Source organism: Parahaliea mediterranea (assembly GCF_003402235.1).
Lineage (GTDB): Bacteria > Pseudomonadota > Gammaproteobacteria > Pseudomonadales > Halieaceae > Parahaliea > Parahaliea mediterranea.
In genome coordinates, this window is record NZ_QEWO01000009.1 from 50,684 (window position 1) to 74,367 (window position 23,684).

Here is a 23,684-nt window from a genome sequence, read left to right on the forward strand (position 1 = left end):
GGATCGGCAATTCGGTGACCCATGGCGTCGGCACACCACTTTCACGACAGGCTTTTGGCCTGCGTGGCGCTTCTGAAGTTGAAGGATCGTTCATTCATGAACAGAGAGTCTATTCCATGGAAACCCTGAAAGTGATTGACATTGGCATCAATACGCATCAGGAGCCTGTCATCTACATGCGCAGTGACTGCCTTGTCTGCCGTGCTGAAGGGTTTGTCGCCAGCACCAGGGTGTCTGTGAATCACAATGGCAACACCACCATCGCCACCTTGAACGTAGTGGATGATTCTGTACTAGCTCACGGGGAGGCGGGCCTGTCAAAAGTCGCCCTTAGCCGTCTGGACGTTGCCCCCGGACAAACCATCCGTGTTACCCATGCGCCGGTCGTTCGTTCCGTCGCCAGCGTACGGAAAAAAACCTTCGGCCACAAACTCAGTGGTGACGAACTCGCGGCCATCATCGAAGATATCAATGCCCATCGCTACAGCGACATTGAAATCGCCAGTTTTCTGAGTGTTTGCGCCGGCAACCGCCTGGATATTGATGAAATCATCGGCCTTACCAACGCCATGGTGGCTTGTGGACAGGTCCTGTCCTGGCCCGGGCATGACATGGTACTGGATAAGCACTGCATCGGCGGATTGCCGGGCAACAGAACCACACCACTTGTGGTGTCCGTCGTCAGCGCTGCTGGATTTCTGATGCCCAAGACGTCGTCCCGCGCCATTACCTCCCCGGCAGGCACTGCGGACACCATGGAGACACTGATGGACGTGGATCTGGCGTTGCCGGCAATCCGCCGGGTGGTGGCCCACGCAGGTGCCTGTCTCGCCTGGGGCGGTGCAGTCAATCTCAGCCCGGCAGATGACTTGTTGATTCGCATTGAACGCGCCCTGGATCTCGACGGCGAAGGGCAAATGGTCGCATCCGTGTTGTCCAAGAAAATCGCCGCTGGCGCCACCCATGCCATTGTGGACATTCCGGTGGGAGAAACTGCAAAAACCCGTACTCTCAAGGACGCTGAACGGCTGTCGTCATTGTTTACCCAAGTGGGAGCGGAGTGTGGAATCCATATTCTCTGCGTGATATCCGATGGCCTGCAACCCGTGGGTCGGGGAATCGGACCTGCCGAAGAAGCAAGAGATGTTCTCGCGGTACTTCGTAATGAAACAGATGCTCCCCAGGATCTGCGGGAGCGGGCATTGTTTCTGTCGGCCAAGCTGCTGATGTTGGCCAGGAATTGTGCGCTTGAGACGGCGCATGAGGAAGCCCGTACACTGCTCGACAACGGTTCCGCGTGGCAACAATTTCAGCGCATTGCCACTGCCCAAGGCGGACTGAAAACGTTACCCGAAGCCAGATTCCAACATGAAGAGTATGCTGGTAAACGCGGCATCATTGCCAGAATCGACAACAGGCAGCTGTCGCGCCTGGCGAAACTGGCTGGCGCGCCTTTTTCTCCCGCAGCCGGATTGCGGTTGCACGTCCAGCTGGGTAGCCAGGTGGAACCCACGTCGCCACTGTTCACTCTGTTTGCCGATAGCGGGGGCGAACGGGACTATGCCCTGGATTACTACCGGCACCAGGCGGCAATCTTTTCCATCGAGGAATCCCTATGACTGTACCTGACATGTCACAGCAGCCGAACGCGCTGGCGTTTTCTCTGAATCTTCATCCCTTGGCCACTAGTCTCGAAGAGGCGATAGGTGCCGAATCGGGGCGTATTGAAAGTCGTTCCTTCCCCGATGGGGAGACCTATCTGAAAGTGCTGTCTTCCGTCCGCGGTCGTCCCTGCCTGATCGTTGAAGAACTCTCTCATCCCAATGCCAAGTATCTGCCGTTGGTCTTCCTCTCCGAGACGCTGCGTGAACTCGGCGCCGCTTCCGTGGGACTGGTGGCGCCTTACCTGAGTTACATGAGGCAGGATCGGAGGTTCGTCGACGGTGAAGCTGTCACCTCCCGTCTGTTCGCCCGCTCCCTATCCCGCCATTTCGATTGGCTGGTCACGGTGGATCCCCACCTGCATCGTTACCATGCTCTTGACGAGATATATTCGATTCCCAGCCAAGTGGTTCAGGGGGCGCCAGCGTTGTCAAGGTGGCTCAAAACCCAGGACCAGCTGTTGCTGGTCGGGCCGGACGAGGAAAGCCGCCAGTGGGTGTCGAAAATCGCCCACTACAGCGGGCATCCCTATGTGGTCGCCGCCAAGGAGCGTCATGGCGACCGCAAGGTCAAAGTCATATTACAGCCTCTGGACGATTTCCACGGGAGAACGCCAATCATTATCGACGACGTCATCTCCAGCGGACAAACCATCCTGGAATGCATGAAAGCACTGCAATTCCAAGGCTTTCACAATATCCAGTGCGCGGCCGTTCATGGCATTTTTGCCGACGGCGCAGATGAAGCGCTCATGGTAGCCGGTGTTGAATCATTGATTACCACCAATACTATCCCCCATGCCTCCAACGCGGTTGATATAACAGCCTTGCTGGTAAAACCGGTGATGCAATTTCTGCGCAGCCTGGAGAAGACGACATGAAAATCACATTCCTGGGCGGAACCGAAACGGTTACTGGATCGAAATTCCTGCTCGAAACCGTAAGCACGCGCGTCCTGATCGACTGCGGGCTTTTCCAGGGTTACAAGTGGCTGCGGGAACGTAACTGGCAAGCTCCGCCTGTGGATATCGATACTCTCGATGGCATTATGTTGACCCACGCGCATCTGGATCATTCAGGCTACATACCCGTAATGTATCAACGAGGCTATAGGAGGCCGGTGTATACGCATCATGCGACCAAGGCCCTGTGTGAAATTCTGCTGGAGGACAGCGGCCACATTCAGGAAGAAGACGCCAAGTTCTTCAATCGGCACAAGCTTGGCAAACATGCTCACCCGGAACCGCTGTACGACAAAGCCACTGCCAAGGCGAGCCTGAGTCTGTTTCGATCGGTTGAATTTGGAGAGGTGGTCACAATTGGCGATATCCACTTTCACTTGCAGCCCGCTGGCCACATTCTCGGCGCTGCCAGCATCATCGCGGAAAGCGGAGGCAAGGTCGTTGGCTTTTCCGGCGATGTAGGCCGACAGGACGATATTCTGATGCGTCCACCCGAACCCTTGCCCAGACTCGATATGCTATTGCTGGAATCCACCTATGGCAATCGGCGTCACGATCAGGAAAATCCCGCTGAGCGACTCGCACACATTGTCAATCGGGTGGCCGCCAGCGGCGGTGTGTTGCTGATTCCCGCCTTTGCCGTGGGCAGAGCCCAGGCATTGCAACATGCACTGACTGGCCTGATGGATTCCGGCAAGATTCCCCGGCTACCCATTTTTCTGGACAGTCCGATGGCTATCAATGTCTCGGACATCTATTGTCACTATATCGATCAGCATCGCTTGCAAACCGAACAATGCATGCGCATGTGCGAGAACGTCGCCTATACCCGTTCCGTGGATGAATCAAAGGCCCTGGCTGGCAAGGCTTTTCCCCACATCATCATCGCCGGCAGCGGCATGGCGACAGGCGGGCGCATTCTGCACCATTTCAAGCGGCTGTTGAGCAATGCCAGAACGACCGTCTTGTTCAGCGGCTATCAGGCCGGGGGAACCCGGGGAGCCAAGATGCTCGAAGGTGCTGAGTCGGTGAAGATCCACGGGCAATGGATTCCGTTGCGCGCCAGGGTGGAGATGATACCGGCGCTGTCCGGCCATGCCGATTATGTGGAACTCACCCAGTGGTTGGGGGCTTCCGATTTATCCCCTTCCACCCCTATCAAGCTGATTCACGGAGACCCGGAGGCACTGGAAGGATTGCGAAACCATCTCCGTGCGCATACCGATTTTTCCGTCGATGTCGCCAGCTATCGATCAATCGTCACTGTGTGATTCTAAGGAGCCTGATACCACTACTATGAGAACAGACAAGAACAACATGGAGCCATCGCTGTTCGTCATTTTTGGCGCTACCGGCGATCTATCCAGGCGCAAACTCCTTCCTGCCTTGGCGCGTTTAGACGAGAGCAGTCAGCTTCACGAGCGCTTTAATATTCTTGCGGTTGGTCGCTATTGCCTGGATGAAAATGACTTTCGGGCAACGGTGCGCGATGCTCTTCAGGCGGCAGGAATCTCTGCCGAACGATCCCTGTCCTTCGTAGCGCGAATTCATTACCAACCCATCTTCGAAGGCAATGACGGTGACTATCAAGAGCTTGCCCAACGCCTGACCGAACTCGACAAACTATTCGACATCCCACATAACCATGCCTTTTATCTAGCGCTGCCACCGCAGGCTCTTTCATCTACGGTTGCAGGCCTCGCCGCCGCAAAGCTTAACCGCAACGGTCAGGGCTGGACGCGACTGGTGGTTGAAAAGCCGTTTGGCAGGGATTTTATTTCTGCCCGAGCACTGAACAAGCTTATCCATGAGCACTTCGATGAGAGTCAGATTTATCGCATCGATCACTATCTCGGCAAGACAACAGTACAGAATCTGCTTGTTTTCCGTCTTGCCAACGCCTTTATCGAGTCATCGTGGAATCGCGACCGCATTGATGCCGTGCAGATCACGGTAGGAGAAGAGATCGGGGTCGATAGACGCGGCGAGTACTATAACTCCACAGGGGCGTTGCGGGATATGGTGCAGAACCATCTCACCCAGTTACTTACCCTGGTGGCCATGGATACACCCGCATCCTTTTCAGCCGATGCTATCCACAATGAAAAGATCAAGGTCCTTAACAGTATCAGACCCATTACCACTGCCAACGCGATACTTGGCCAGTACACCGCAGGCAAGATGCGAGGCAAGGCGATAAAGGGTTATCTGCAGGAAAGCGGCATTCCAGCCGACTCACAAACTGAAACATTCATTGCCCTCAAGCTATATATCGATTCATGGCGATGGCAGGGGGTACCGTTCTACCTGCGCACCGGGAAGCGAATGCCTCACAAGCTTTCCCAGATTGCCGTTCGCTTCCGCGAAGCTCCCATAAAGTTTTTTGAACAATATGGATGCGCTGGCGCCACCAGTAATGTCCTCATCATAAACTTGCAACCTGACGAGGGCTTCTCATTCTTTTTCTCCATCAAGCGTCCCGGAACGACCCTGGGCCTGGAGCGCATCCCCCTCCGTTTTCAGTACGCAGACCACTTCAATGGCGGCATTCCCGATTCCTACCAAGCGCTGCTTCTCGACATTCTCATCGGCGACCAGTCCCTCTTCGTCCATTGGAAAGAGGTTGAAGAATCGTGGCGAATATATACCCCAGTCATCGATCACCCGCAGAAAGTGAACCTCTATCCAGCGGGCACATGGGGTCCCATGGAAGCGAATGTTTTTTCTATTTCTGAATGCGCTCTTGAGATGGGATGCAAGACATGTGCGTAATCGGAATTCCAGTGCTGAATGTGCCATTGTCCGATGTGGAGAGACACCATGACTGAAAAAAAGGAATACGAGTTTGGCGTGATCGGAATGGCAGTGATGGGTCGAAATCTGGCCTTGAACATGACGGATCACGGAATCCGAGTGGCAGTGTACAACCGCAGCTCCGAACCTACCGAGACGGCGGTCAAACTAAGCGGCGGCAAGCTCCACGGCACCTCATCTCTCGTGGAGCTGGTGAGTTCATTGGGGCGACCGCGCAAAATCCTGTTGATGATTAAGGCAGGCGAGGCTATCGATGCAGTCATGGAGCAACTGGCGCCGCTTCTGGATGCAGGCGATATTGTCATCGACGGTGGTAACTCCTGGTATGAAGACACCCGTCGCCGCGAAAAGAATTACCTCAGCGCCGGGATAAAGTTCTTTGGCGTGGGCGTATCCGGTGGCGTTGACGGCGCCAGACATGGACCCTCGCTAATGCCGGGCGGTGATCGCACAGCGTACCAGGCACTCAAACCAGTCTTTGAGGCGATCGCCGCCAGAACCGAATCCGGTCCTTGCGTGACCTATGTCGGCCCTGACGGGGCCGGCCATTTTGTGAAGATGGTACATAACGGCATAGAGTATGCCGACATGCAATTCATTGCCGAGGCCTACCACTTACTCAAAGATGTGGCAGGCCTGAACCCCGATAAACTGGAGGATGTTTTCAACGAGTGGAATTTGGGGCCGCTGGAATCATTCTTGATCGAAATCACGGCGAAGATATTCGCTGTTAAAGATCCCGAAAGTGGTGGGTATCTAGTAGATCAGATTCTGGATAGCGCTGAGCAAAAGGGAACCGGCCTTTGGACCGCCAGAGTGGCTCTGGAACAGGGCGTGGCCATTCCCAGCATCATTGCCGCTATCGATGCCCGGGCGCTGTCCTCCCGAAAAGCGGAACGGGTTCGCGCCAGCAGATTGTTACCAGGCCCTAAACTCACAAGACACATGGGCGATACTCGAAAACTCATTCAGCAGATACATGATGCCCTCCTCGCTTCGAAAGTTGTCGCCTACGCCCAAGGCTTGTCCCTTATCGGTACGTTGTCATCGAGGAACGCCTGGGGTATCGATCTAGGTGAAATCGCCCGCATCTGGAAAGGCGGCTGTATCATCCGAGCCCGTCTCCTCGATCTCGTTACCCAGGCTTATGATCGTGATAACGCACTTCCAAACCTCCTTCTGGACGCAGGAATTCGCGAGGTGATCGAGTCGCGGCAGGTGGCCTGGCGAGAGGTGGTATGCCTTGCACAAACTCATGGCATCCCCGTCCCGGCAATGGCCTCGGGACTCGCGTATTACGATAGCTATCGTTGCGCGGAGTTACCGCAGAATCTTATCCAGGCGCAGCGCGACGCCTTCGGCGCCCATACTTATAGACGCAAAGATGATGGCAGCGGCAAGGTAATTCATACGGAATGGCTGGACTAGAAATGTTGTGTTGGCGCGTTTTCAGCATACTAAGCATTGCGTTTGTCAATGCTCAGCACACAGGTCAGGTTTACCGCCGGGCTGAGCCAATTTATGAGTCGCACGGAGAATATGGAAGTCGATATTCCCAGTTGATGGAGGTCATGCCTATGAGATAACCAGATCGCTCACGGTAGCAATTTTAAACCGTACCGAAACCATTAATTTACTGACACGTTGGAGAAAACCTATGAAACCTTCAAATATTGCTTTTGCATTACTCTTCGCAGCAACGCTGGCCGCGCCTTTTCAATTGCACGCGCAAGCCACTGACGAGGCGCCCATCATGGAGCTGTTGGACACCATGGCGGAAAAACCAGAGCAACACCAGGCCATTGCTGACTACTATCGAAAAATGGCTGCCGAGGCGAGGAACGAGGCCAGTCTGCATGAAAAAATGAAAGGGACCTATCGCCACAGCCATGCCAAGTTCAAGGGTCAGCCCGCCGGGCAGGCTACTGAACGGCATTGCAAGCGGGTGGTTGAGCTGCAACAGTCAATGGCTGAGGAATACGACGCCCTTGCCGAACTGCACGAGAGTGCCACCAAGCAGTAATTTATCGTGACAACGGTAACGCTTCTCTTCCTGGCCTGCGCCAGAGGAGAAGCGTCTACCCACCATCACAACAGCCAGCTAATGAATGGAAGGCTGTGTGAGCTATAGATCATAGATTGAATCGGATGTCAGCCATTTTCATGCCGCTCACGAATTATTCTTAGCCGTCAGCAGAAAGAGAGTTTCTATCGAGAGGAGACAGACCATGTCCACTGCTATGAAAGCTGCTGTAGTACACGAGTTCGGCAAGCCGTTGTCGATCGAAGAAGTCGCGGTACCAAAAGTCGAACCGGGAAAAATTGTTGTCAAGGTGGAAGCGTCCGGTGTCTGCCACACTGATCTGCACGCCGTCGAAGGCGACTGGCCGGTGAAACCCAGGCCGCCTTTCATCCCCGGCCACGAGGGTGTCGGGTTTGTCGCCGAGATCGGGGCGGGGGTGACAACCGTCAAGGAAGGCGATCGTGTCGGTGTGCCCTGGCTGTATACCGCCTGCGGACACTGCCCGCATTGCGTCACAGGTTGGGAAACACTGTGCGAGAATCAGCACAATACCGGCTATTCAGTGAATGGCGGTTTTGCCGAGTATGTACTGGCCGATCCCAATTTTGTTGGCCACCTCCCGGACGGACTGGAATTCGGCAATGCGGCCCCGGTGCTGTGCGCGGGGGTAACCGTCTATAAAGGCCTCAAGGAAACCGAGTGCAAACCGGGTCAGACAGTGGTGATATCCGGTATTGGGGGGCTCGGCCATATGGCGGTACAGTACGCAAAGGCCATGGGTATGAAAGTAATTGCCGTCGACATCAACGAGGAAAAACTGTCGCTGGCCCGATCCCTCGGAGCCGACTGGACTCTCAACGCCAAGGAAGTCGATCCGGTTGCCGAAGTGCAGAAACAGGTGGGTGGCGCCCACGGCGTGCTGATCACTGCGGTTTCCAACAGCGCCTTCAAACAGGGTGTCGGTATGCTCGGTCGCCACGGTACCATGGTACTAAACGGTTTGCCGCCTGGCACTTTCGAGTTGGATATTTTCGATACTGTGCTGACCCGCAAAACGATTCGCGGCTCCATTGTCGGGACCCGCGAAGATCTGCGCGAGGCGTTGGCATTCGCTGGCGAGGGCAAGGTGACATCACATTACACTACCGAGCCACTCGATAATATCAACAGTATTTTCGACCGCATGCGCGAGGGTCGGATAGACGGCCGCATTGTGATGAAGATCTGATTTTTGACGGTAGCCTCACAGTAATCTACGAAGAACTTTGATACTTGGATCCATCAGAGGAGTCTAACCTATGAGTCACCCCAACTCCGAAGTATTCGGTAACAACGATCACCTGAACGCGATCTTTGACCAACTAGGCGTCGCCGAAGACGTGCGCCGACGTCTGGCCCAGCCGCAGCAGACCGTGCAGACCAATGTCCCGGTCCGCATGGACGACGGCTCCTTGCAATTCTTTCCGGCTTGGCGCATCCGCTACGACGACACCCGCGGCCCCGGCAAGGGTGGCATTCGTTTCCACCCGGACGTCAGTGCGGAGGAAGTCACGGCGCTCAGCTTCTGGATGACAATCAAATGCGCCGTGGTGGATTTACCGTTCGGTGGCGCCAAAGGTGGTGTTTGTGTCGATCCCAAGGCGCTCTCTCGACTGGAGTTGGAACGCCTGTCGCGCGGTTATATTCGCGCCTTTCATGACATCATCGGACCGGACCGCGACATTCCAGCACCGGACGTTAATACCAACGAAACCATCATGGGCTGGATGGCCGACGAATTCGCCCGGATCGAACGCTGTCAGGTACCGGCCGCCGTCACCGGCAAACCACTGGGACTGCGCGGCTCCAGGGGGCGCACCGCAGCCACCGGGCGCGGCGCGTTACAGGTACTAGACCTATGGGCCGAACGTCGGGGCAAAGCGCCGAAAGAGCTCAGCGTGGCAGTCCAGGGCTTCGGCAACGCTGGCTATCACTTCGCCCGACTGGCCCACGAGCGCGGCTATCGCATCGTCGCACTATCGGATTCCAAAGGCGCCATCCATGCCGCAGACGGACTCGACCCGGACCCGATCTGGCGGCACAAACACGAGATCCGTAAGCTCAAGGACATGGTCTATTGCTGTGCTTCGGTCTGCGACAAGGCCGAGGCCGGGGTGGAGCAATTGACGAACGACGAACTGCTGGCGATGGATGTGGATGTATTGGTCCTCGCCGCCCTCGAAGACACCATCACCGAGCGCAATGTCGCGTCCGTGAACGCCGCCACGATTCTGGAAATCGCCAATGGGCCGGTCAGTGGTGCGGCCGATCTGCTGTTGACGGATCGCGGTGTCGAGGTGCTGCCTGATGTATTGGTCAATGCCGGCGGCGTAATCGTCAGCCATCTGGAATGGGTTCAAAACCGCATTGGCGATTCCTGGTCCGAAGAGAAGGTGAACCAGCGGCTCGCCGCGCGCCTGGCCCGCGAGGCCAGGTTGTGTTTCGAGTATGCGGAGGAGAATGCCACAACGCTGCGAACTGCGGCCTATACACAGGCCATTGGCCGCATTGCCGACGCCATGGCCCGGCAGGGTACCCGCGAATACTTCGATGGCGCGTCCGGGTGAGCCAACGCGCACTCGATGCAGGAGCATTACTGGCGATTGTTGACAATCGCCTTATGGGTAGTGAAATTAATTAATCGTCAAAGGTGAGCCAGGTAGTGAGCTTTTTTCAACACTTTTTCAAAAAAGCATTGGCAGCGATCCTGCATTGCCTCCGAACGCGAACTGCCCTAATTCTCGCGTTGTCTGCCATCGTATTCACAGGATTTTTTAACCTTCAGGCTACCGCACAGGTATCTCCCGAGGATCATCAAGCGCACCATCCTGGTGCGCCCGCGCCCTCACCCGCACCTAATCAGCCAAGCCCTGCTCCTTCGGGTGCCGCGAATCCAGGGATGATGGAAGGCATGGGCGATATGATGCGCCAGATGGGTGTTCCACCGCCCAGAGAGCTTTATCCCTCCTTGATGACGCTCCCGGAGCTTTCCCCGGAAAAGCGTGCGGAGGTCGAGGCCTCTGCGCACGACCGCATGGCGAGCGGTACCGATCTGATGACTGAAGGCCTGGATAGCCTGGCGAATTCGTTGTCCTCGAATGATTACGAAGCCATGCAACAGGCGATTGCACTGCTGCATGAGGGAATGGCTCGTTTTGATAGCGGGTTGGCGGCTCATCGCGCGCTTGTGGGAACCAACGATCCCCGAACCGTGGCACTTGACTGGTTCCGAAGCGAAATGGGATTACCTGAATCGCCTGCCACACGACGAATTCAGGGTCGCATTCTGGGTGTGACCTGGTTTCATTTCTGGGTCATGCTGAGTTCCGCTTTGTTCGTGGTCACCTTGCTCTGGCTGCAATTGCTCAAGATGCGGCGTGCTTCACGGCTTCTACGAAGCCTGACGGCGACGGGCCTTGACGCAGGTGTGTTGCCCGCTGCCCAAAGTTCGGCGCAGCCTGACAACCAGCAGCACAAACGTGGAGTGAATACCACTACGCCCACCACTCAAAGGTGGTACGGACAATTGCGCGTCGGTCGAATTTTTCAGGAGACAGCCGATGTAAAAACCTTTCGGCTCATCAATCCGGCTGGAGGCCACTTGCCCTTCGATTACCTTCCGGGTCAATTCATGACTGTCATGGTGCCGAGCGGTGGTCAACGCGTACGTCGCAGTTACACCATCGCCTCTTCCCCAAGCCAGCGGGACTACATCGAACTGACGGTCAAGCACGCACCAGAGGGTGTGGTATCTAGCCATCTTCATTCTGCAGTGCACGAGGGCGATATACTGGAGTTTTCAGGCCCTGCTGGCTCATTCGTTTTCACCGGCCGTGAATGCAAATGCATACTGCTGATTGCCGGTGGTGTTGGGATCACCCCTCTTATGAGCGTGCTGCGTTATCTCCTTGATCGCAGCTGGAATGGGGATATTTTCCTGATTTACGGCTGCCACAATCCCGACGATATTATCTTTCGTGAGGAGCTGGACTACCTGCAACGCCGTCACCCCAATCTCCAGGTGGTCATTACCGTCTCGCAGGACGGTGAAACCGTGTGGCCGGGGCCGCACGGTCGTATTACCAAGGAGCTCATAACTGAGACAGTATCGGATCTGCCGTCACGCTATATTCATATCTGCGGTCCGGTACCGATGATGGAAGCGACAAAGCAGCTGCTCGCGGAACTCGGAGTATCCCAGGAACGGATCAAGACGGAGGCCTTCGGCCCGGCACTGGGCAAGGAGGAGCGTTTGCCGAAAGCTGCCCAAGCCAGGACGCCGGAGGGATCCAGTTCCGAAAGGGCAGGCTTGCCCACCGTGACTTTCATTGATTCGAACAAAGCCGGCTCCCTGCCACCTGACAAAGTGGTATTGGATGTTGCTGAGGAGCTCGGTGTCGATATCGATTATTCCTGCCGTTCGGGAATCTGCGGTGTTTGCCGGGTTAAATTGCTTTCCGGCGAAGTCAGCATGGCGGTCGAAGATGGTCTGCAGCCCGGGGACAAGGAGAACCACATCATCCTGGCCTGTCAAGCCAGTGCCACCAGTGACATATCGGTGAAGGCATGAAAGAGCGCGAACGCATAATCATCACCGCCCTCGTCCTGTTGATGCTTGTCTTTTGGCTGGGTTTTCTTTTTCATCGCTCCCCCCGTTTTGCCGGCAGCGTCTGGGGCGGGGTGCTCGGCGTGTCCGGGGCTGTCCTGATGCTCGTGCCGCTGGCCTATCTCGTGGTAAAGCGTGTGAAGATCCTCAACCGCTGGATCACGCGATTCGTTTCCATGCGCACGCTATTGACATGGCATATCTACGCGGGTGTCCTTGGACCTATCCTGGTAATCATTCACTCAAGCCACAAGTTCGACAGCACCCTTGGTATCGCGCTGACGGCGATGACGCTGATTGTTGTGCTCAGTGGTTTTTCCGGTCGCTACTTGTTGACGCGGTTCTCGCAAACCATCCGCGAAAAGCGCGAGACCCTGACCCAGCTGGACATACAATACCGCCAGGTGGCCACTGACCTGGCCTCCGACCATGGCCAGATATCCATGCTCCGCCCGTTCTCTGGACTGTTCACACGCTGGATTGCAGACAGATTGTTGTTGCAGGAGGAGATTCAGCAAGAGAGTCCAGCACCGGTACGAGCTCTCGCACTGGCGGATGCCATGGCAGAGATTGAGTACGCCATCAAGATGCATGAATTTTTCAAGACGGCTTTCACGTGGTGGCTCAGGTTTCACATTACCATTGCCTTCGTGCTTTACGGACTGCTTGCCCTGCATGTCTGGGCGGGCATTCATTTCGGGTTGAGGTGGTTCACATGAAGCTCTGGCCGTACCTGATCACTGCCGTGGCAATCGCGACTGCCCTCTTTTTCTGGGTCTACTTGGGGAAGCCTCACCCGGGTGGTGAACGGTCATCCCTGCTGGAAGCCACTGCCTGGCAACGCATGGCAAGTCCAGGGCCTCTGTCGTCAGGTCATTCCTTCCTGGAACATGACTGCGCCGCGTGCCATACCACCGTCAAGGGGCCGGAAGCGGCCAACTGCATTGTCTGTCACGCCAACAATCAGGGGATTTTGGCCACCCAGTCCACGGCTTTCCATGCCGATATCGGCAATTGCCGCAGCTGCCATATCGAGCACATGGATAGTGATCGACAGTCCATACCGATGGATCATGAAGTGTTGGCGAGAATTGCCATGGAAAGTATCCCAGTCAATGAGCGCATTCAGCGTAGCAACATTAGGCTGGCACACTCGCGAATAACAGAGGGGGAAGCAGGTCTAGACTGCGCGGGCTGTCATTCCAATCAGGATCCGCATCGCACACTGTTTGGTTCGGATTGCGCGTCCTGCCACTCGACAACAGCCTGGAGCGTACCCGAGTTTAGTCATCCGTCAGCGACGTCCACCGACTGTGCGCAATGTCATCAGGCGCCGCCCAGCCATTACATGGGACACTTCAAAATGGTTTCAATGAAGGTTGCCAACGTGATGCACGCGGAAGTTTCCCAATGCTTTCTCTGTCATAAAACCAACGATTGGAACGACATCAAGGGCGTAGGTTGGTACAAGCATCACTGAGATCTTCCGCCAGGAGTTGATATTATGGAAATGTTGCTACACGTTACTGTGCTGGTTCTTGAGGGAATTGGCGGCGTCATCATAATCGGCGCGGTTGGCCTGTCTCTCTACGATCTGGTACGTGCTTGGCACCATAGCGGCGTGCGTGAAGATGTAGAACCGGTACGGTTGCAACTCGGGCAGCGCCTGGTTCTGGCTCTGGAATTTCTGATTGCAGCTGACATTCTCGCCACGCTCCATACCCCGTCACTGGAAAGCATCGCACTTCTGGCCGCCGTTATCCTGGTCAGAACGGTTCTCAGTCTGAGCATCGCCTACGAATTGCGTCACGCCGTTGTGCCCGGCAGAGCAGACAGGCCAACAATGACCAATGCTCGTCATGACCAATCCGATAAAAGCAGTTAGCAAAGAGCGCAGGGCTCAGACGGTATGAAGAGGCCAGCGCAAAAGTAAATCGAGGACAGCTCTTGCAACCAACCGATGATACGCCGGAACAGACAGAAGCGGAAAGGCTGAACCGGCACTGTCTCTGCGTCACCCTCGATCGGCCAGCAATCGTTGCCAATCTTGCCAGTCAGTTGGGGGACAACGCCGGCGAAATCCTGTCCAGCACGGCCTGGCAGCAACTCTTTTCCAATGCCGCTGTCTTCGTTCCCGGTCAGGAATTGGACCATATGCTGGCCATCGTCCAGGCTCTGGAGGCCGCTGCCGCCCTCCCCGACTATCGGCGACGGGTCCTGTCCTGGGCCCCGCAGAATGCCATGATCAACCCCGGACCCACAGGTGCCTTTATGGGCTATGATTTCCACCTCGGCGCGGAGGGACCCCGACTGATCGAGGTCAATACCAACGCGGGGGGCGCGTTCCTCAATGCCGTGCTGGCACGGGCCCAACTGCCCTGCTGCGGTGGCGCTACGCGAGCCTCCTGGGCCGAAGACTTCGACACCGCAGTGATCGCCCAGTTCGAAAGTGAATGGCGCGCCCAGCGGGGCAGTGGACGCCCGCAGAGCATAGCGATCGTCGATGACAAGCCTGAGGAACAGCATCTCTACCCCGAGTTCCGGCTGGCGCAGCAGCTCTTGTGCAACAAGGGTATCGATACCGTCATACTCACCCCCACTGATCTCAAATATGCGGCGGGCGCGTTATACGCTGGTGACAAGCGAATCGACCTGGTTTACAACCGATTGGTCGACTTCGGGCTCGAAACCCCCGAACACGACGCCTTGCGCTCGGCCTGGCTGGACGGCGGCGCCGTCATAACCCCCAACCCCTTTGTCCATGCCCTGTTGGCGGACAAACGCAACCTGGCGGTATTGTCGGATCACGCAACGCTTATGGCTTGGGGCTTGAGTCCTGAACACGCCGAATTGCTCCGCCGTGGTATTCCCCGCACCCTACAGGTCACCGCCAGTAACGGGGAGGATCTTTGGCGGGAACGGCGACAGTGGTTCTTCAAACCGGTGGCCGGCCATGGCAGCAAGGGCGTATACCGGGGCAGCAAGCTCACCAAAAGCACCTTTGCCCGGATTCTCGAAAGCGACTATATCGCTCAAGCCTATGTGCCGCCCTCCGAGCGCCTGGTTCTGGTCGATGGTGAGCGGGAAAAACTTAAGGTGGACGTGCGCCTGTATACCTATCGCAGCACCCTGCTTCTGGCCGCGGCAAGGCTGTATCGGGGCCAGACCACCAATTTCCGTACGCCAGGCGGCGGCTTTGCGCCCTTACTCCTTAAAGATTGATCATCACCCGCTTCTTTCAACCCGGACCCCACGGATCGACCGGGTCATCCCGGCGGGTCCCGCGATAGGTAAAGGCCCCTTTTTACTGGTTACAGGTCGTCCATTCGCTCTACCTGCCGGACCAACCGCTTGGTTTCGTGTTCCTCCATAGCCAGCAATGATTGCACCAGTTCCGCGGCTTCCCGAATTTCCGCCTTACCCACGAGCGACTGGTAAAGATCGATTATTTGCTCGTGAAAATCGAACACTTCCGCACTGATCGCATCGGCATCCAGTTTGGCGTAGTGATCATCGCAATCCAGATGTGTCGTAATGGGATTATGCGGTATGTAATCATACACATAAGTGTGCGCGGCCTTGGGATCGGCCTGCCGCTCAAACGCCGCAACCATTTTCTCCATTTCGGTTTCGTGAGACGCCAGATACTCTAGCAGCATTGAGGCCCGTTCATCACCGTGACGGGAAGCACAATGTGCGAGGCATTTCGCCAATTTCGCGTGTAATTCACGGGTCCATTCGATCAGATCATAAAATGTTTTGATTTCCATACTGAATCTATCCTCAATGATTCCAACAAGTGGCCTTATCGGCCGGCGGCGGTAAGTGAGCATGCCGGTGCTCAGCCATTATGCTCCCCCGGCTTTATCCGCCGGCCAGGCCGTAAATGCTATGAAATACAGGAAAAGGAGATTAACGACGGGAAACAGTATCAGGAGTCCCATCCAACCCGGATAGCCTGTGCGCTGGCAGATACGCCAGACCGGAATGACGACGACAACGGCGACCACCAGCATCCACAGCCAGTGTCCCGCCCACATTGTGTTACCCAGCATATGATTCTCCATTATGGTGTGCTCCTCGGCTCTAGTCCCAAGTTTTAGTGGTGGTGTGCATGTGATTCTTCCTGTTCGGATTGTCTGGCGCCCGCCGACCGTTTCAGGAAGATCCACTCGGCAATCGCAATGACAAGCATGGCGGCAACAGCAACACCGATCACAAAGGGGTCGGTATTGAGCTTGACCCAGACAAAGCCTCCGAGGGCGAGCAAATCGAGAAAAATAGCCGTGGCCGGCACCCACGCTCTAGCGCTGATATCAACACGAAGATAGCGAAGAACACCCCAGTGGATAGCAATGTCCATGATCAAGTAAAAGACAATGCCCAGCGCCGCAATCCGCGAGAGATCAAAGAATGCGGTGAGGATCAGGCCAAGCACCACGGTGTACACCAGTGTGTGCTTCTGGATACTACCCGGCATGCCAAAGTGACGGTGTGGAACCAGTTTCATTTCCGTCAACATGGCCAGCATGCGCGAAACGGCAAAGATGCTGGCGAGAATGCCGCCAGCGGTGGCCATCATGGCGATGGCCACCGTGAACCACACGCCGTATTCCCCAAGCGCCGGTCGAGCCGCGGCGGCAAGGGAATAGTCCCGGGTTTCAATAATCTCTGAGAGCGACAGGTTGCTGGCAACGGCAAAACCGACCAGCGTGTAGATCACCACGCACGCGGCGATGGAAATCACGATGGCGCGCCCCACGTTACGTCGCGGGTCTTTCACCTCCGAACCGCTGTTGGTAATCGTTGTGAAACCCTTGAATGCCAGTATCCCGAGTGCGGTCGCACCCAGGAAATTTCCCAGGGTTCCGGCCTCTCCCGTGCGGGAGAAATCGACGGAAATGCTATCGGCAATCCAGACACCCACGACACCAAAAATTAGAATGCCTCCGATTTTCAGAATACCGATGAACGACGCAACACTCTCGATAAGGCGGTTGCCCATCAGATTGATCACAAAGGCGGCCAATAGAAGTGAAACCCCGAGGATCGGCACCATACGTCCGCTCTCATCGCCACCAAACAGCTGCATGGTGTAGGATCCGAACGTTCTTGCCAGAAAGCTTTGGGCAATCACCATGGAGAAGTACATCAGCAGGGCATTGAACGCCGTCGGCAGGCGATCGCCATAGGCCTTGTGCAGGTACATGCCGATACCGCCCGCCGAGGGATAGGCATTGGAAATTTTGATGTAGGAATAGGCACTAAAGCTGACGATCACGGCTGCGGCCAGAAACGCCAGCGGAAACAGCACGCCCGTCATCTGGGCCATCTGCCCGGTCAGCGCAAAGATACCGGCGCCGATCATGACGCCGGTTCCCAGCATGACGGTGCCCCATAAGGTCAGGCTGCCTTCCCTGTAGTGGGGCGTTCTATCTTTATCTTCGGGCATGATTCCCCCGGATGCTTGCGTGGTGAGTAAAGCAGGCCGACCTCACATCAGTGATGGTCCTGATTATTGTCGCCGCGAGCCGTCAAAATCTGATACTGCTCCGGCGACAGTTCCGGCAGGCGCTTCAAGAATGCCACCATATTCCAGATGCGCTCGTCGTCGTGCCCGGGCGCCCAGGCCGGCATGCCGGAGGCCTTGATGCCGTGCTTGATGATCCAGAACCGGCGCCGATCCTCTGCCTCGGCGTCACCGCCGTGTGTGTCATGGACTTCCGTGAGATCGGGCGGCGCGGGGTACAGCCCCAAGGTGAAATCGCTTTGGGTTTTGCCGGGCTTGAGATGGCAGCCCGAGCACATGTCATTGTAGTCCGCTCCGCCGTTCAGCAGGCGTTCGGGTGAATCCAGATCGGCGGGCACCTGGATACCATTGGACGCGCGTGCTACGGACCGTTCGCGCAAGGTTTCCAGTACCCAGTAGGTCAAGCGATTGTGTGGCACGTCCGCGCCCATGGGGTAAATACCCGCGTACATAAATGCGACTCCGCCAACGAGAGCCAGCAACGCAGTGAGAGCGAGGCATTTGAAACAGGAAAAAATCTTCATAGCGGCCATGCAAACTCCTTCAGGGCTTGGACCTCTGCCCATTTTTGCGCAAAGGTTGGCTTCACACTGTCAGGTTAATGCTGGTGTTCGGCCGGCTTTTTGCCTTCTGACTCCTTGGTGTCAGTGTTATGGTCGGAATCCTCCATATCAGATTCAGATGGATCGCCGTGCATTGCGCCCATACACTTCTTCATCATTGCCTGCATGACGGGGTCATTCATGTCCATCGTTGAATGATCCATATCCTTCATCGCCATACAATCAGGCTGTTCCGCATCCTTCATATGTTCCTCGGGTTCGTGCGCCTGGACGGACAACGTCAATGCCAGTGCCGGGACGGCCAGGAGCCAGGAAAGGGGTTTACGCTTCATGATTTGATTCCTCTATAGTAGTAACCACTTAAAAATGCGTCTTTCGGACGCTTTAGAACCACAACCGTACACCCACGACATAAAGCGTATCGCGCACAGGTGTATTAGCCGCGCGGGCAAAGTCGGCAGTATTGCCATATTTGTTTGTCCACTCAATTCCAACATAAGGGGCAAACTGGCGCGAGAACTCATAGCGCAGTCGCAGACCAAGGGCGCTATCTGATATCCCACTTCCCAGGTCATTGTCCACATCATCCTTGCCGTAAAGCGTCAGCTCGGCACGGGGTTGTAGAATCAATCGTTGGGTCAGGAGGAGCTCGTACTCCGCTTCGAGCGTCAGTGCGGTTCTGCCGCTTTCACCCAAATAGGCGGTCATATCCAGTTCAAACCAGTAAGGGGCAAGACCCTGCAAACCGAAAGCCAGCCACTGGCGATCTCTGCCCTCGTCGTACTGATCCATCCGTATACCCAACTGGGTATCGAAATAGCCGTTCAACGCACGGCTCCAGAGTACATCGGTTTGACTTTCTTCAAGACGGCCATCAGCGACGTCGCCTTCGAGTTTGACCACCAGACGGTTGAAGGTCGTGCCATACCAGCCCTGAATATCGAAAACCCCGGTCTCGCTACCGGCGTCATATTCCAGGCGATCGGCCAATAGGGCCCGAAAGCGGTGCTCATCGGCCAGCGTCAATTGTCGTTGCGAAAACAGCGTATAAGGGCCATCTGTCAGCGTATAGCCGTCGGAATAAGCATGTGGGTCACGGGCATCGGTGGGAGCCTCACCGCCCTGCATGTTCATATCAGCAGAATTCATGCTACTGCTACTGCTGCTGGTGGCTTGTGCCTGTTGAGAAGACGGCACAGCCTTGACCTGTTCTGGAGCTTCTCGGGCCGCTGTCGACGAAGAACCGTGTCCGCTGTGCGGATCGTCAGACTGCGCCCATACCGGCAGGCTGGCCAGCGTCAACATGCCGAGCACAGCCGAGCGAGTGAAGAAGCCATAACGATGCAGTTTATTCATGACACCACCACCTCGCGGAACATGCCCGCGTCCATATGAAACAGCAGATGGCAGTGCCAGGCCCAACGCCCGAGGTCATTGGGGGTCGTCAGAAAGCTGATTCGCTGGGCCGGCTGCACCGGAATGGTGTGGCGCCGCACCAGCAGCTCTCCCTGGTCATTTTCCAGCTCACTCCACATGCCGTGCAGATGCATGGGATGGGTCATCATGGTGTCATTCTGCAGGATCACCCGCAGACGCTCACCATGGCGCATGGAAACCGGGGTGCTCTGACCAAACTCCAGGCCATCGAAGGACCAGCTGTAACGCTCCATGTTGCCGGTCAGGTGCAGCTCGATCTCACGTGCCGGGGCGCGCCTGTCGTCCAGTACGCCGTCAAGCGAACGTAGATCGGCAAGCGTCAGTACGCGACGGCCATTGTTGCGGAGTCCGACACCGGGGTCATCCAGGTTGGTGCGCGGCATCTCGACCCGCATGTCTACCGACGGACCATATTCGGTACTAGCGTGGCGCACCTCACGGGAGGGCCTGGCCAGTGGATTTTTCTGCATGGCGTGTTGGCTGTGGTCCATCGCAGCCCCACCGTGGCCCATACTTGAATGATCCATGTCCTTCATAGCATCGTGACTCATCGCGCCATGATCCATGTTGCCCATCATATCGGCCATGGTCAGCCATTGCACGGGATCCAGCGCGGGCACCGCTGCTTCGAGGCCCTCGCGCACCGTCAGGGTTCCGCGCGCATAGCCGGTTCGCTCCATGCTCTGCGCGAAAATGGTATAGGCATCGTTGCGTGGCTCCACTAATACGTCATAGGTTTCGCCGGGGCCAAAACGGAATTCATCGACGCTTACTGGTTCTATGTCCTGGCCGTCCGCCTGGACCACGGTCATTTTGAGTTCTGGAATACGGACATCATAGAAGGTGTTACTGGAACCGTTGATAAAGCGCAGGCGAACACGTTCGCCCGGCTTGAACAGTCCGCTCCAATTGCCAGCGGGCGTCGTGCCGTTCATCAGGTAGGTCAGCGTGGCGGCTGACAAATCGGCCAGATCCGTCGGATTCATGCGCATCTGGTTCCACATCTGGCGTTTATCCAAGGCTCCCGCCAATCCGAGGCTGGAAATATCGCGGAAAAAGTCGCCGACAGTAGGTTGATTGAAGTTGTAGGCGTCGCCCTGGATCTTCAGTTTGCCGAATACCCGCATGGGATCTTCGTCGGTCCAGTCGGACAGCTGCACCACATAATCCCGGTCGGCGCGGATGGATTCTCCTTCGCGGGGCTCGATGATCAGCGCGCCGTACATGCCGGTCATTTCCTGAAAGCCGCTGTGGGAGTGATACCAATAGGTGCCGCTTTGCTGCAGCTTGAATCGATAGGTGAAGGTTTCGCCGGGAGCGATACCGGAGAAGCTGATTCCCGGCACGCCGTCCATCTGAAATGGCAGAATGATGCCATGCCAATGGATTGAAGTAGACACTGGCAACCGATTGGTGACCCGGATCGTCACTTCGTCGCCCTCTCGCAGGCGTAGGGTGGGCCCGGGAATGGATCCGTTGATTGTGGTCGCCATGCGTGTCACGCCGGTAAAGTTGACTGGTGTCTCGGCGATGGTGAGATCGATCTCTCGCCCTGTCAGCACTGGCGCCAAACCCGTTTGCGTACTGCCCCCGCCGTTTGCACGCGCCTGTAGCCATCCCGGCGACAACGCCAATACGCCACCGGCCGCCAAGCCCTGCACAAAACGCCGTCGTGACAGAGGCAATAACCTGCCTGGCATCGAATCACTCATGAAATCTCCTCCCTACTCGGTAACATCTAGTTGCCTTCCCGACAGGGCTTCTACCCATCGCGGCCCTTACGTTAGCCAACTCACCCTGTCGCCAGCATGACTCTAACATGACAATTATGTAATCTATGCGTCATCTTGCCGTTGGAATTCAGCCGCTAGACTGTTGAGGACATTCTGTAAGGGAGCGCTCGCTATGCGTCTTCTGGTAGTGGAGGACGAAATAAAAACAGGTAATTACCTTCACCAGGGCCTGACCGAGGCTGGGTTTTTAGTCGTTCTCGCTCGCAATGGCCTGGACGGCCATCATCTGGCCATGACCGAAACCTTCGACCTGATCATCCTGGATGTCATGCTACCGGATGTTGATGGTTGGCGCATCGTGCAATCGCTGCGCGAGGCAGGCCGACAGACACCGGTGCTCTTCTTGACGGCCCGCGACAGCGTGGATGACCGGGTCAAGGGGCTGGAACTCGGTGCCGACGATTATCTGGTCAAGCCGTTTGCCTTTGCGGAACTGCTGGCGCGCGTGCGTACCCTGCTGCGACGGAGCACGGTGCCTGTGCAGACAGATCGGTTGTGTGTTGCCGATCTTGTGTTGGATCTCCCCAGGCGGCGGGCGACACGCGCCGGCAGGAAAATTGCGCTCAGCGCCAAGGAGTTCTCACTACTGGAGCTTCTGATGCGCCGGCAGGGCGAAGTGCTGCCACGATCGCTGATCGCCTCGCAAGTCTGGGACATGAACTTTGACAGCGACACCAACGTGATTGACGTGGCCATCCGTCGTCTGCGTGCCAAAATAGATGATGAATTCGAGCCCAAGTTGATCCACACGGTCCGCGGCATGGGGTACAAACTCGACGCAGAAACCGACGATGAAGCGCCTTAGCCGCCAACCCCTTTCGCTCACGAGCCGGGTAATGGTGTTCGTGGGGATGGCTATCGGCCTCAGCCTGATCGTGATCGGTAACCTGGTATTAAATGCGGTGGAACGTCACTTTGCCGAGCAGGACGCCGGCGAGCTGGCGGTAATGACCAAGGCGATAGAGAAATCACTCCGTGAGGCCGACAACGAACCGGTACGGTTGCTCGAATTCCTGTCCCGGGCCGTGTCGGGGCACCATGGCGTCTACTACCAGGTACAGAATCCCAGGGGAGCCATTCTCTATAGCACCCCCGGTGCGGATCTCGCACAACCGACGAAAGCGTTACTTCCGGTCACCAGCATCAGTCCTGCCCAGTTGTATACCTGGCAGTCGGATGGCAAAACCTATCGGGGCGTGATCAAGCAAGCGAATGTCAACGGTCGGAATTATCAAATCACCACGGCGATTGATATGGAATTTCACTCGCAGTTTCTGCGAATCTTTCGTCAAAGTCTATGGCTTATCATGAGCCTTGCCGGCGTCGCCACCGTAGTGGCCGCCTGGTTCGGCGTACACCAGGGGCACGCCCCCTTGCGAGGGCTCTCCGAAAAGATGTCTCGCATCCAGGCCGACCAACTACATGTGCGTCTGGAGCGCGCCGAAGTACCCGGAGAATTGCAGGGCCTGGTTGATTCGTTCAACGACATGATCGGGCGGCTTGAGGACAGCTTCACCCGCCTCTCCAACTTCTCCGCCGATATTGCCCACGAGTTGCGCACCCCGCTCACCAGCCTCATTACCCAAACTCAGGTCGGGCTGGGCAAGGCCAGAGCTCTCGAGGAATATCAGGAGTTGCTGTACTCCAATCTGGAGGAGCAAGAGCGCTTGGCCAAAATGGTCAACGACATGCTGTGGCTGGCCAAGAGCGACCATGGCTTGCTCAAGCCCGTTCACGAACCTCTGGATCTGGCCCGGGAAGTCAGGGAGCTTTTCGATTTTTTCGGAGCCCTGGCAGAGGATAAGCAAGTTCAACTGCTGCTGACTGGCAAGGTGCCAACCATACACGGCGATCGCGCCATGTTGCGAAGAGCTGTTTCTAACCTCTTGTCCAATGCGATTCGCCACACTCCATCGGGCAAAGAGATAGAAGTGCGGTTGGCCAGTCACTCGAGCAACGAGGTATCGCTGAGTGTACGCAACCCAGGACCAAAAATTCCCGCAGAACACCTGCCCCTTATCTTCAATCGCTTCTATCTGGCCGACCCATCCAGGACGCGCCAAAGCGAAGGGGCTGGACTGGGTTTGGCGATCACGCGATCCATCGTCGAGGCACACGGAGGCCGTGTAGAAGCTGCCTCCACCCCGGATACGACCACATTTACCCTTTGGTTCCCCGTAGCCACATGAGCTCGCGGAAAAGCAGTACAACGTCAGGACTCATTCATGTCAACCAGAACCCTCACACAAAATCTAC

Annotated in this window: 22 protein-coding genes; 15 read left to right on the top strand and 7 right to left on the bottom strand. The window is 56.4% G+C overall.

Annotated elements, in window-relative coordinates; translation table 11 throughout:
• Positions 1-116: 116 nt before the first annotated feature.
• The 13 genes from DDZ17_RS20695 (at position 117) to DDZ17_RS20755 (ending at position 15,327) form a co-directional block, all read left to right on the top strand.
• A complete protein-coding gene (locus DDZ17_RS20695; RefSeq protein WP_116368950.1) occupies positions 117-1,619 on the top strand; it encodes a thymidine phosphorylase family protein in 1,503 nt (500 codons plus the stop codon).
• Entirely contained in the window at positions 1,616-2,542 is a 927-nt protein-coding gene (locus tag DDZ17_RS20700) for a ribose-phosphate diphosphokinase (RefSeq protein ID WP_241505983.1), read from the top strand. The genes DDZ17_RS20695 and DDZ17_RS20700 overlap by 4 nt, the downstream gene beginning before the upstream one ends.
• On the top strand, positions 2,539-3,894 hold the full coding sequence (locus DDZ17_RS20705) for an MBL fold metallo-hydrolase RNA specificity domain-containing protein (RefSeq protein ID WP_116368951.1): 1,356 nt from the start codon (positions 2,539-2,541) through the stop codon (positions 3,892-3,894). Before DDZ17_RS20700 ends, DDZ17_RS20705 begins: the two co-directional genes overlap by 4 nt.
• A gap of 25 nt (positions 3,895-3,919) precedes the next feature.
• Positions 3,920-5,395 (top strand): glucose-6-phosphate dehydrogenase, encoded by a 1,476-nt coding sequence (gene zwf, locus DDZ17_RS20710; RefSeq protein ID WP_157976774.1) that lies wholly within the window; start codon positions 3,920-3,922, stop codon positions 5,393-5,395.
• 48 nt (positions 5,396-5,443) lie between these two features.
• Positions 5,444-6,865 (top strand): NADP-dependent phosphogluconate dehydrogenase, encoded by a 1,422-nt coding sequence (gene gndA / locus DDZ17_RS20715; RefSeq protein WP_116368953.1) that lies wholly within the window; start codon positions 5,444-5,446, stop codon positions 6,863-6,865.
• Positions 6,866-7,094: 229 nt separating this feature from the next.
• Positions 7,095-7,460 (top strand): hypothetical protein, encoded by a 366-nt coding sequence (locus tag DDZ17_RS20720; RefSeq protein ID WP_116368954.1) that lies wholly within the window; start codon positions 7,095-7,097, stop codon positions 7,458-7,460.
• A 205-nt stretch (positions 7,461-7,665) separates the two neighbouring features.
• Positions 7,666-8,688 carry an alcohol dehydrogenase AdhP gene (gene adhP, locus DDZ17_RS20725; RefSeq protein WP_116368955.1) on the top strand — a complete coding sequence of 341 codons (1,023 nt, stop codon included), beginning with the start codon at positions 7,666-7,668 and terminating at the stop codon, positions 8,686-8,688.
• Positions 8,689-8,758: 70 nt separating this feature from the next.
• Complete coding sequence (locus tag DDZ17_RS20730) at positions 8,759-10,066, top strand: Glu/Leu/Phe/Val family dehydrogenase (protein WP_116368956.1); 1,308 nt, start codon at positions 8,759-8,761, stop codon at positions 10,064-10,066.
• A gap of 95 nt (positions 10,067-10,161) precedes the next feature.
• Entirely contained in the window at positions 10,162-12,069 is a 1,908-nt protein-coding gene (locus DDZ17_RS20735; RefSeq protein WP_157976775.1) for an FAD-binding oxidoreductase, read from the top strand.
• A complete protein-coding gene (locus DDZ17_RS20740; RefSeq protein ID WP_116368958.1) occupies positions 12,066-12,824 on the top strand; it encodes a hypothetical protein in 759 nt (252 codons plus the stop codon). Before DDZ17_RS20735 ends, DDZ17_RS20740 begins: the two co-directional genes overlap by 4 nt.
• On the top strand, positions 12,821-13,585 hold the full coding sequence (locus DDZ17_RS20745) for a cytochrome c3 family protein (protein ID WP_116368959.1): 765 nt from the start codon (positions 12,821-12,823) through the stop codon (positions 13,583-13,585). The genes DDZ17_RS20740 and DDZ17_RS20745 overlap by 4 nt, the downstream gene beginning before the upstream one ends.
• A gap of 24 nt (positions 13,586-13,609) precedes the next feature.
• Positions 13,610-13,990, top strand: a complete 381-nt coding sequence (locus tag DDZ17_RS20750) for a DUF1622 domain-containing protein (protein WP_116368960.1) — start codon at positions 13,610-13,612, stop codon at positions 13,988-13,990.
• A gap of 62 nt (positions 13,991-14,052) precedes the next feature.
• Positions 14,053-15,327, top strand: a complete 1,275-nt coding sequence (locus tag DDZ17_RS20755) for an ATP-grasp domain-containing protein (protein WP_116368961.1) — start codon at positions 14,053-14,055, stop codon at positions 15,325-15,327.
• Between the two features lie 89 nt (positions 15,328-15,416).
• Here the strand turns inward: DDZ17_RS20755 and DDZ17_RS20760 are convergent, their stop codons facing one another.
• The 7 genes from DDZ17_RS20760 to DDZ17_RS20790 all read right to left on the bottom strand — a co-directional run bounded on the left by DDZ17_RS20760 (position 15,417) and on the right by DDZ17_RS20790 (position 21,347).
• Positions 15,417-15,875, bottom strand: coding sequence for an ATPase (locus tag DDZ17_RS20760; RefSeq protein WP_116368962.1), 459 nt, complete (start codon positions 15,873-15,875; stop codon positions 15,417-15,419).
• Between the two features lie 78 nt (positions 15,876-15,953).
• Positions 15,954-16,172, bottom strand: a complete 219-nt coding sequence (locus tag DDZ17_RS20765) for a hypothetical protein (protein ID WP_241505984.1) — start codon at positions 16,170-16,172, stop codon at positions 15,954-15,956.
• Between the two features lie 32 nt (positions 16,173-16,204).
• Positions 16,205-17,557: an APC family permease gene (locus DDZ17_RS20770; RefSeq protein WP_116368963.1), complete on the bottom strand. Its 1,353-nt coding sequence runs from the start codon at positions 17,555-17,557 to the stop codon at positions 16,205-16,207.
• Between the two features lie 47 nt (positions 17,558-17,604).
• Positions 17,605-18,168 (bottom strand): c-type cytochrome, encoded by a 564-nt coding sequence (locus DDZ17_RS20775; RefSeq protein ID WP_116368964.1) that lies wholly within the window; start codon positions 18,166-18,168, stop codon positions 17,605-17,607.
• A 65-nt stretch (positions 18,169-18,233) separates the two neighbouring features.
• Complete coding sequence (locus DDZ17_RS20780) at positions 18,234-18,530, bottom strand: hypothetical protein (protein WP_116368965.1); 297 nt, start codon at positions 18,528-18,530, stop codon at positions 18,234-18,236.
• 52 nt (positions 18,531-18,582) lie between these two features.
• Positions 18,583-19,554: a copper resistance protein B gene (locus DDZ17_RS20785; RefSeq protein WP_241505985.1), complete on the bottom strand. Its 972-nt coding sequence runs from the start codon at positions 19,552-19,554 to the stop codon at positions 18,583-18,585.
• Entirely contained in the window at positions 19,551-21,347 is a 1,797-nt protein-coding gene (locus tag DDZ17_RS20790; protein WP_116368966.1) for a copper resistance system multicopper oxidase, read from the bottom strand. Before DDZ17_RS20790 ends, DDZ17_RS20785 begins: the two co-directional genes overlap by 4 nt.
• A gap of 193 nt (positions 21,348-21,540) precedes the next feature.
• On the opposite strand from DDZ17_RS20790, the gene DDZ17_RS20795 reads away from it, so the two are divergent.
• Together DDZ17_RS20795 and DDZ17_RS20800 are read left to right on the top strand one after the other, a co-directional pair.
• A complete protein-coding gene (locus DDZ17_RS20795; protein WP_116368967.1) occupies positions 21,541-22,233 on the top strand; it encodes a heavy metal response regulator transcription factor in 693 nt (230 codons plus the stop codon).
• On the top strand, positions 22,220-23,617 hold the full coding sequence (locus tag DDZ17_RS20800) for a heavy metal sensor histidine kinase (protein ID WP_116368968.1): 1,398 nt from the start codon (positions 22,220-22,222) through the stop codon (positions 23,615-23,617). The genes DDZ17_RS20795 and DDZ17_RS20800 overlap by 14 nt, the downstream gene beginning before the upstream one ends.
• Positions 23,618-23,684 lie beyond the last annotated feature (67 nt).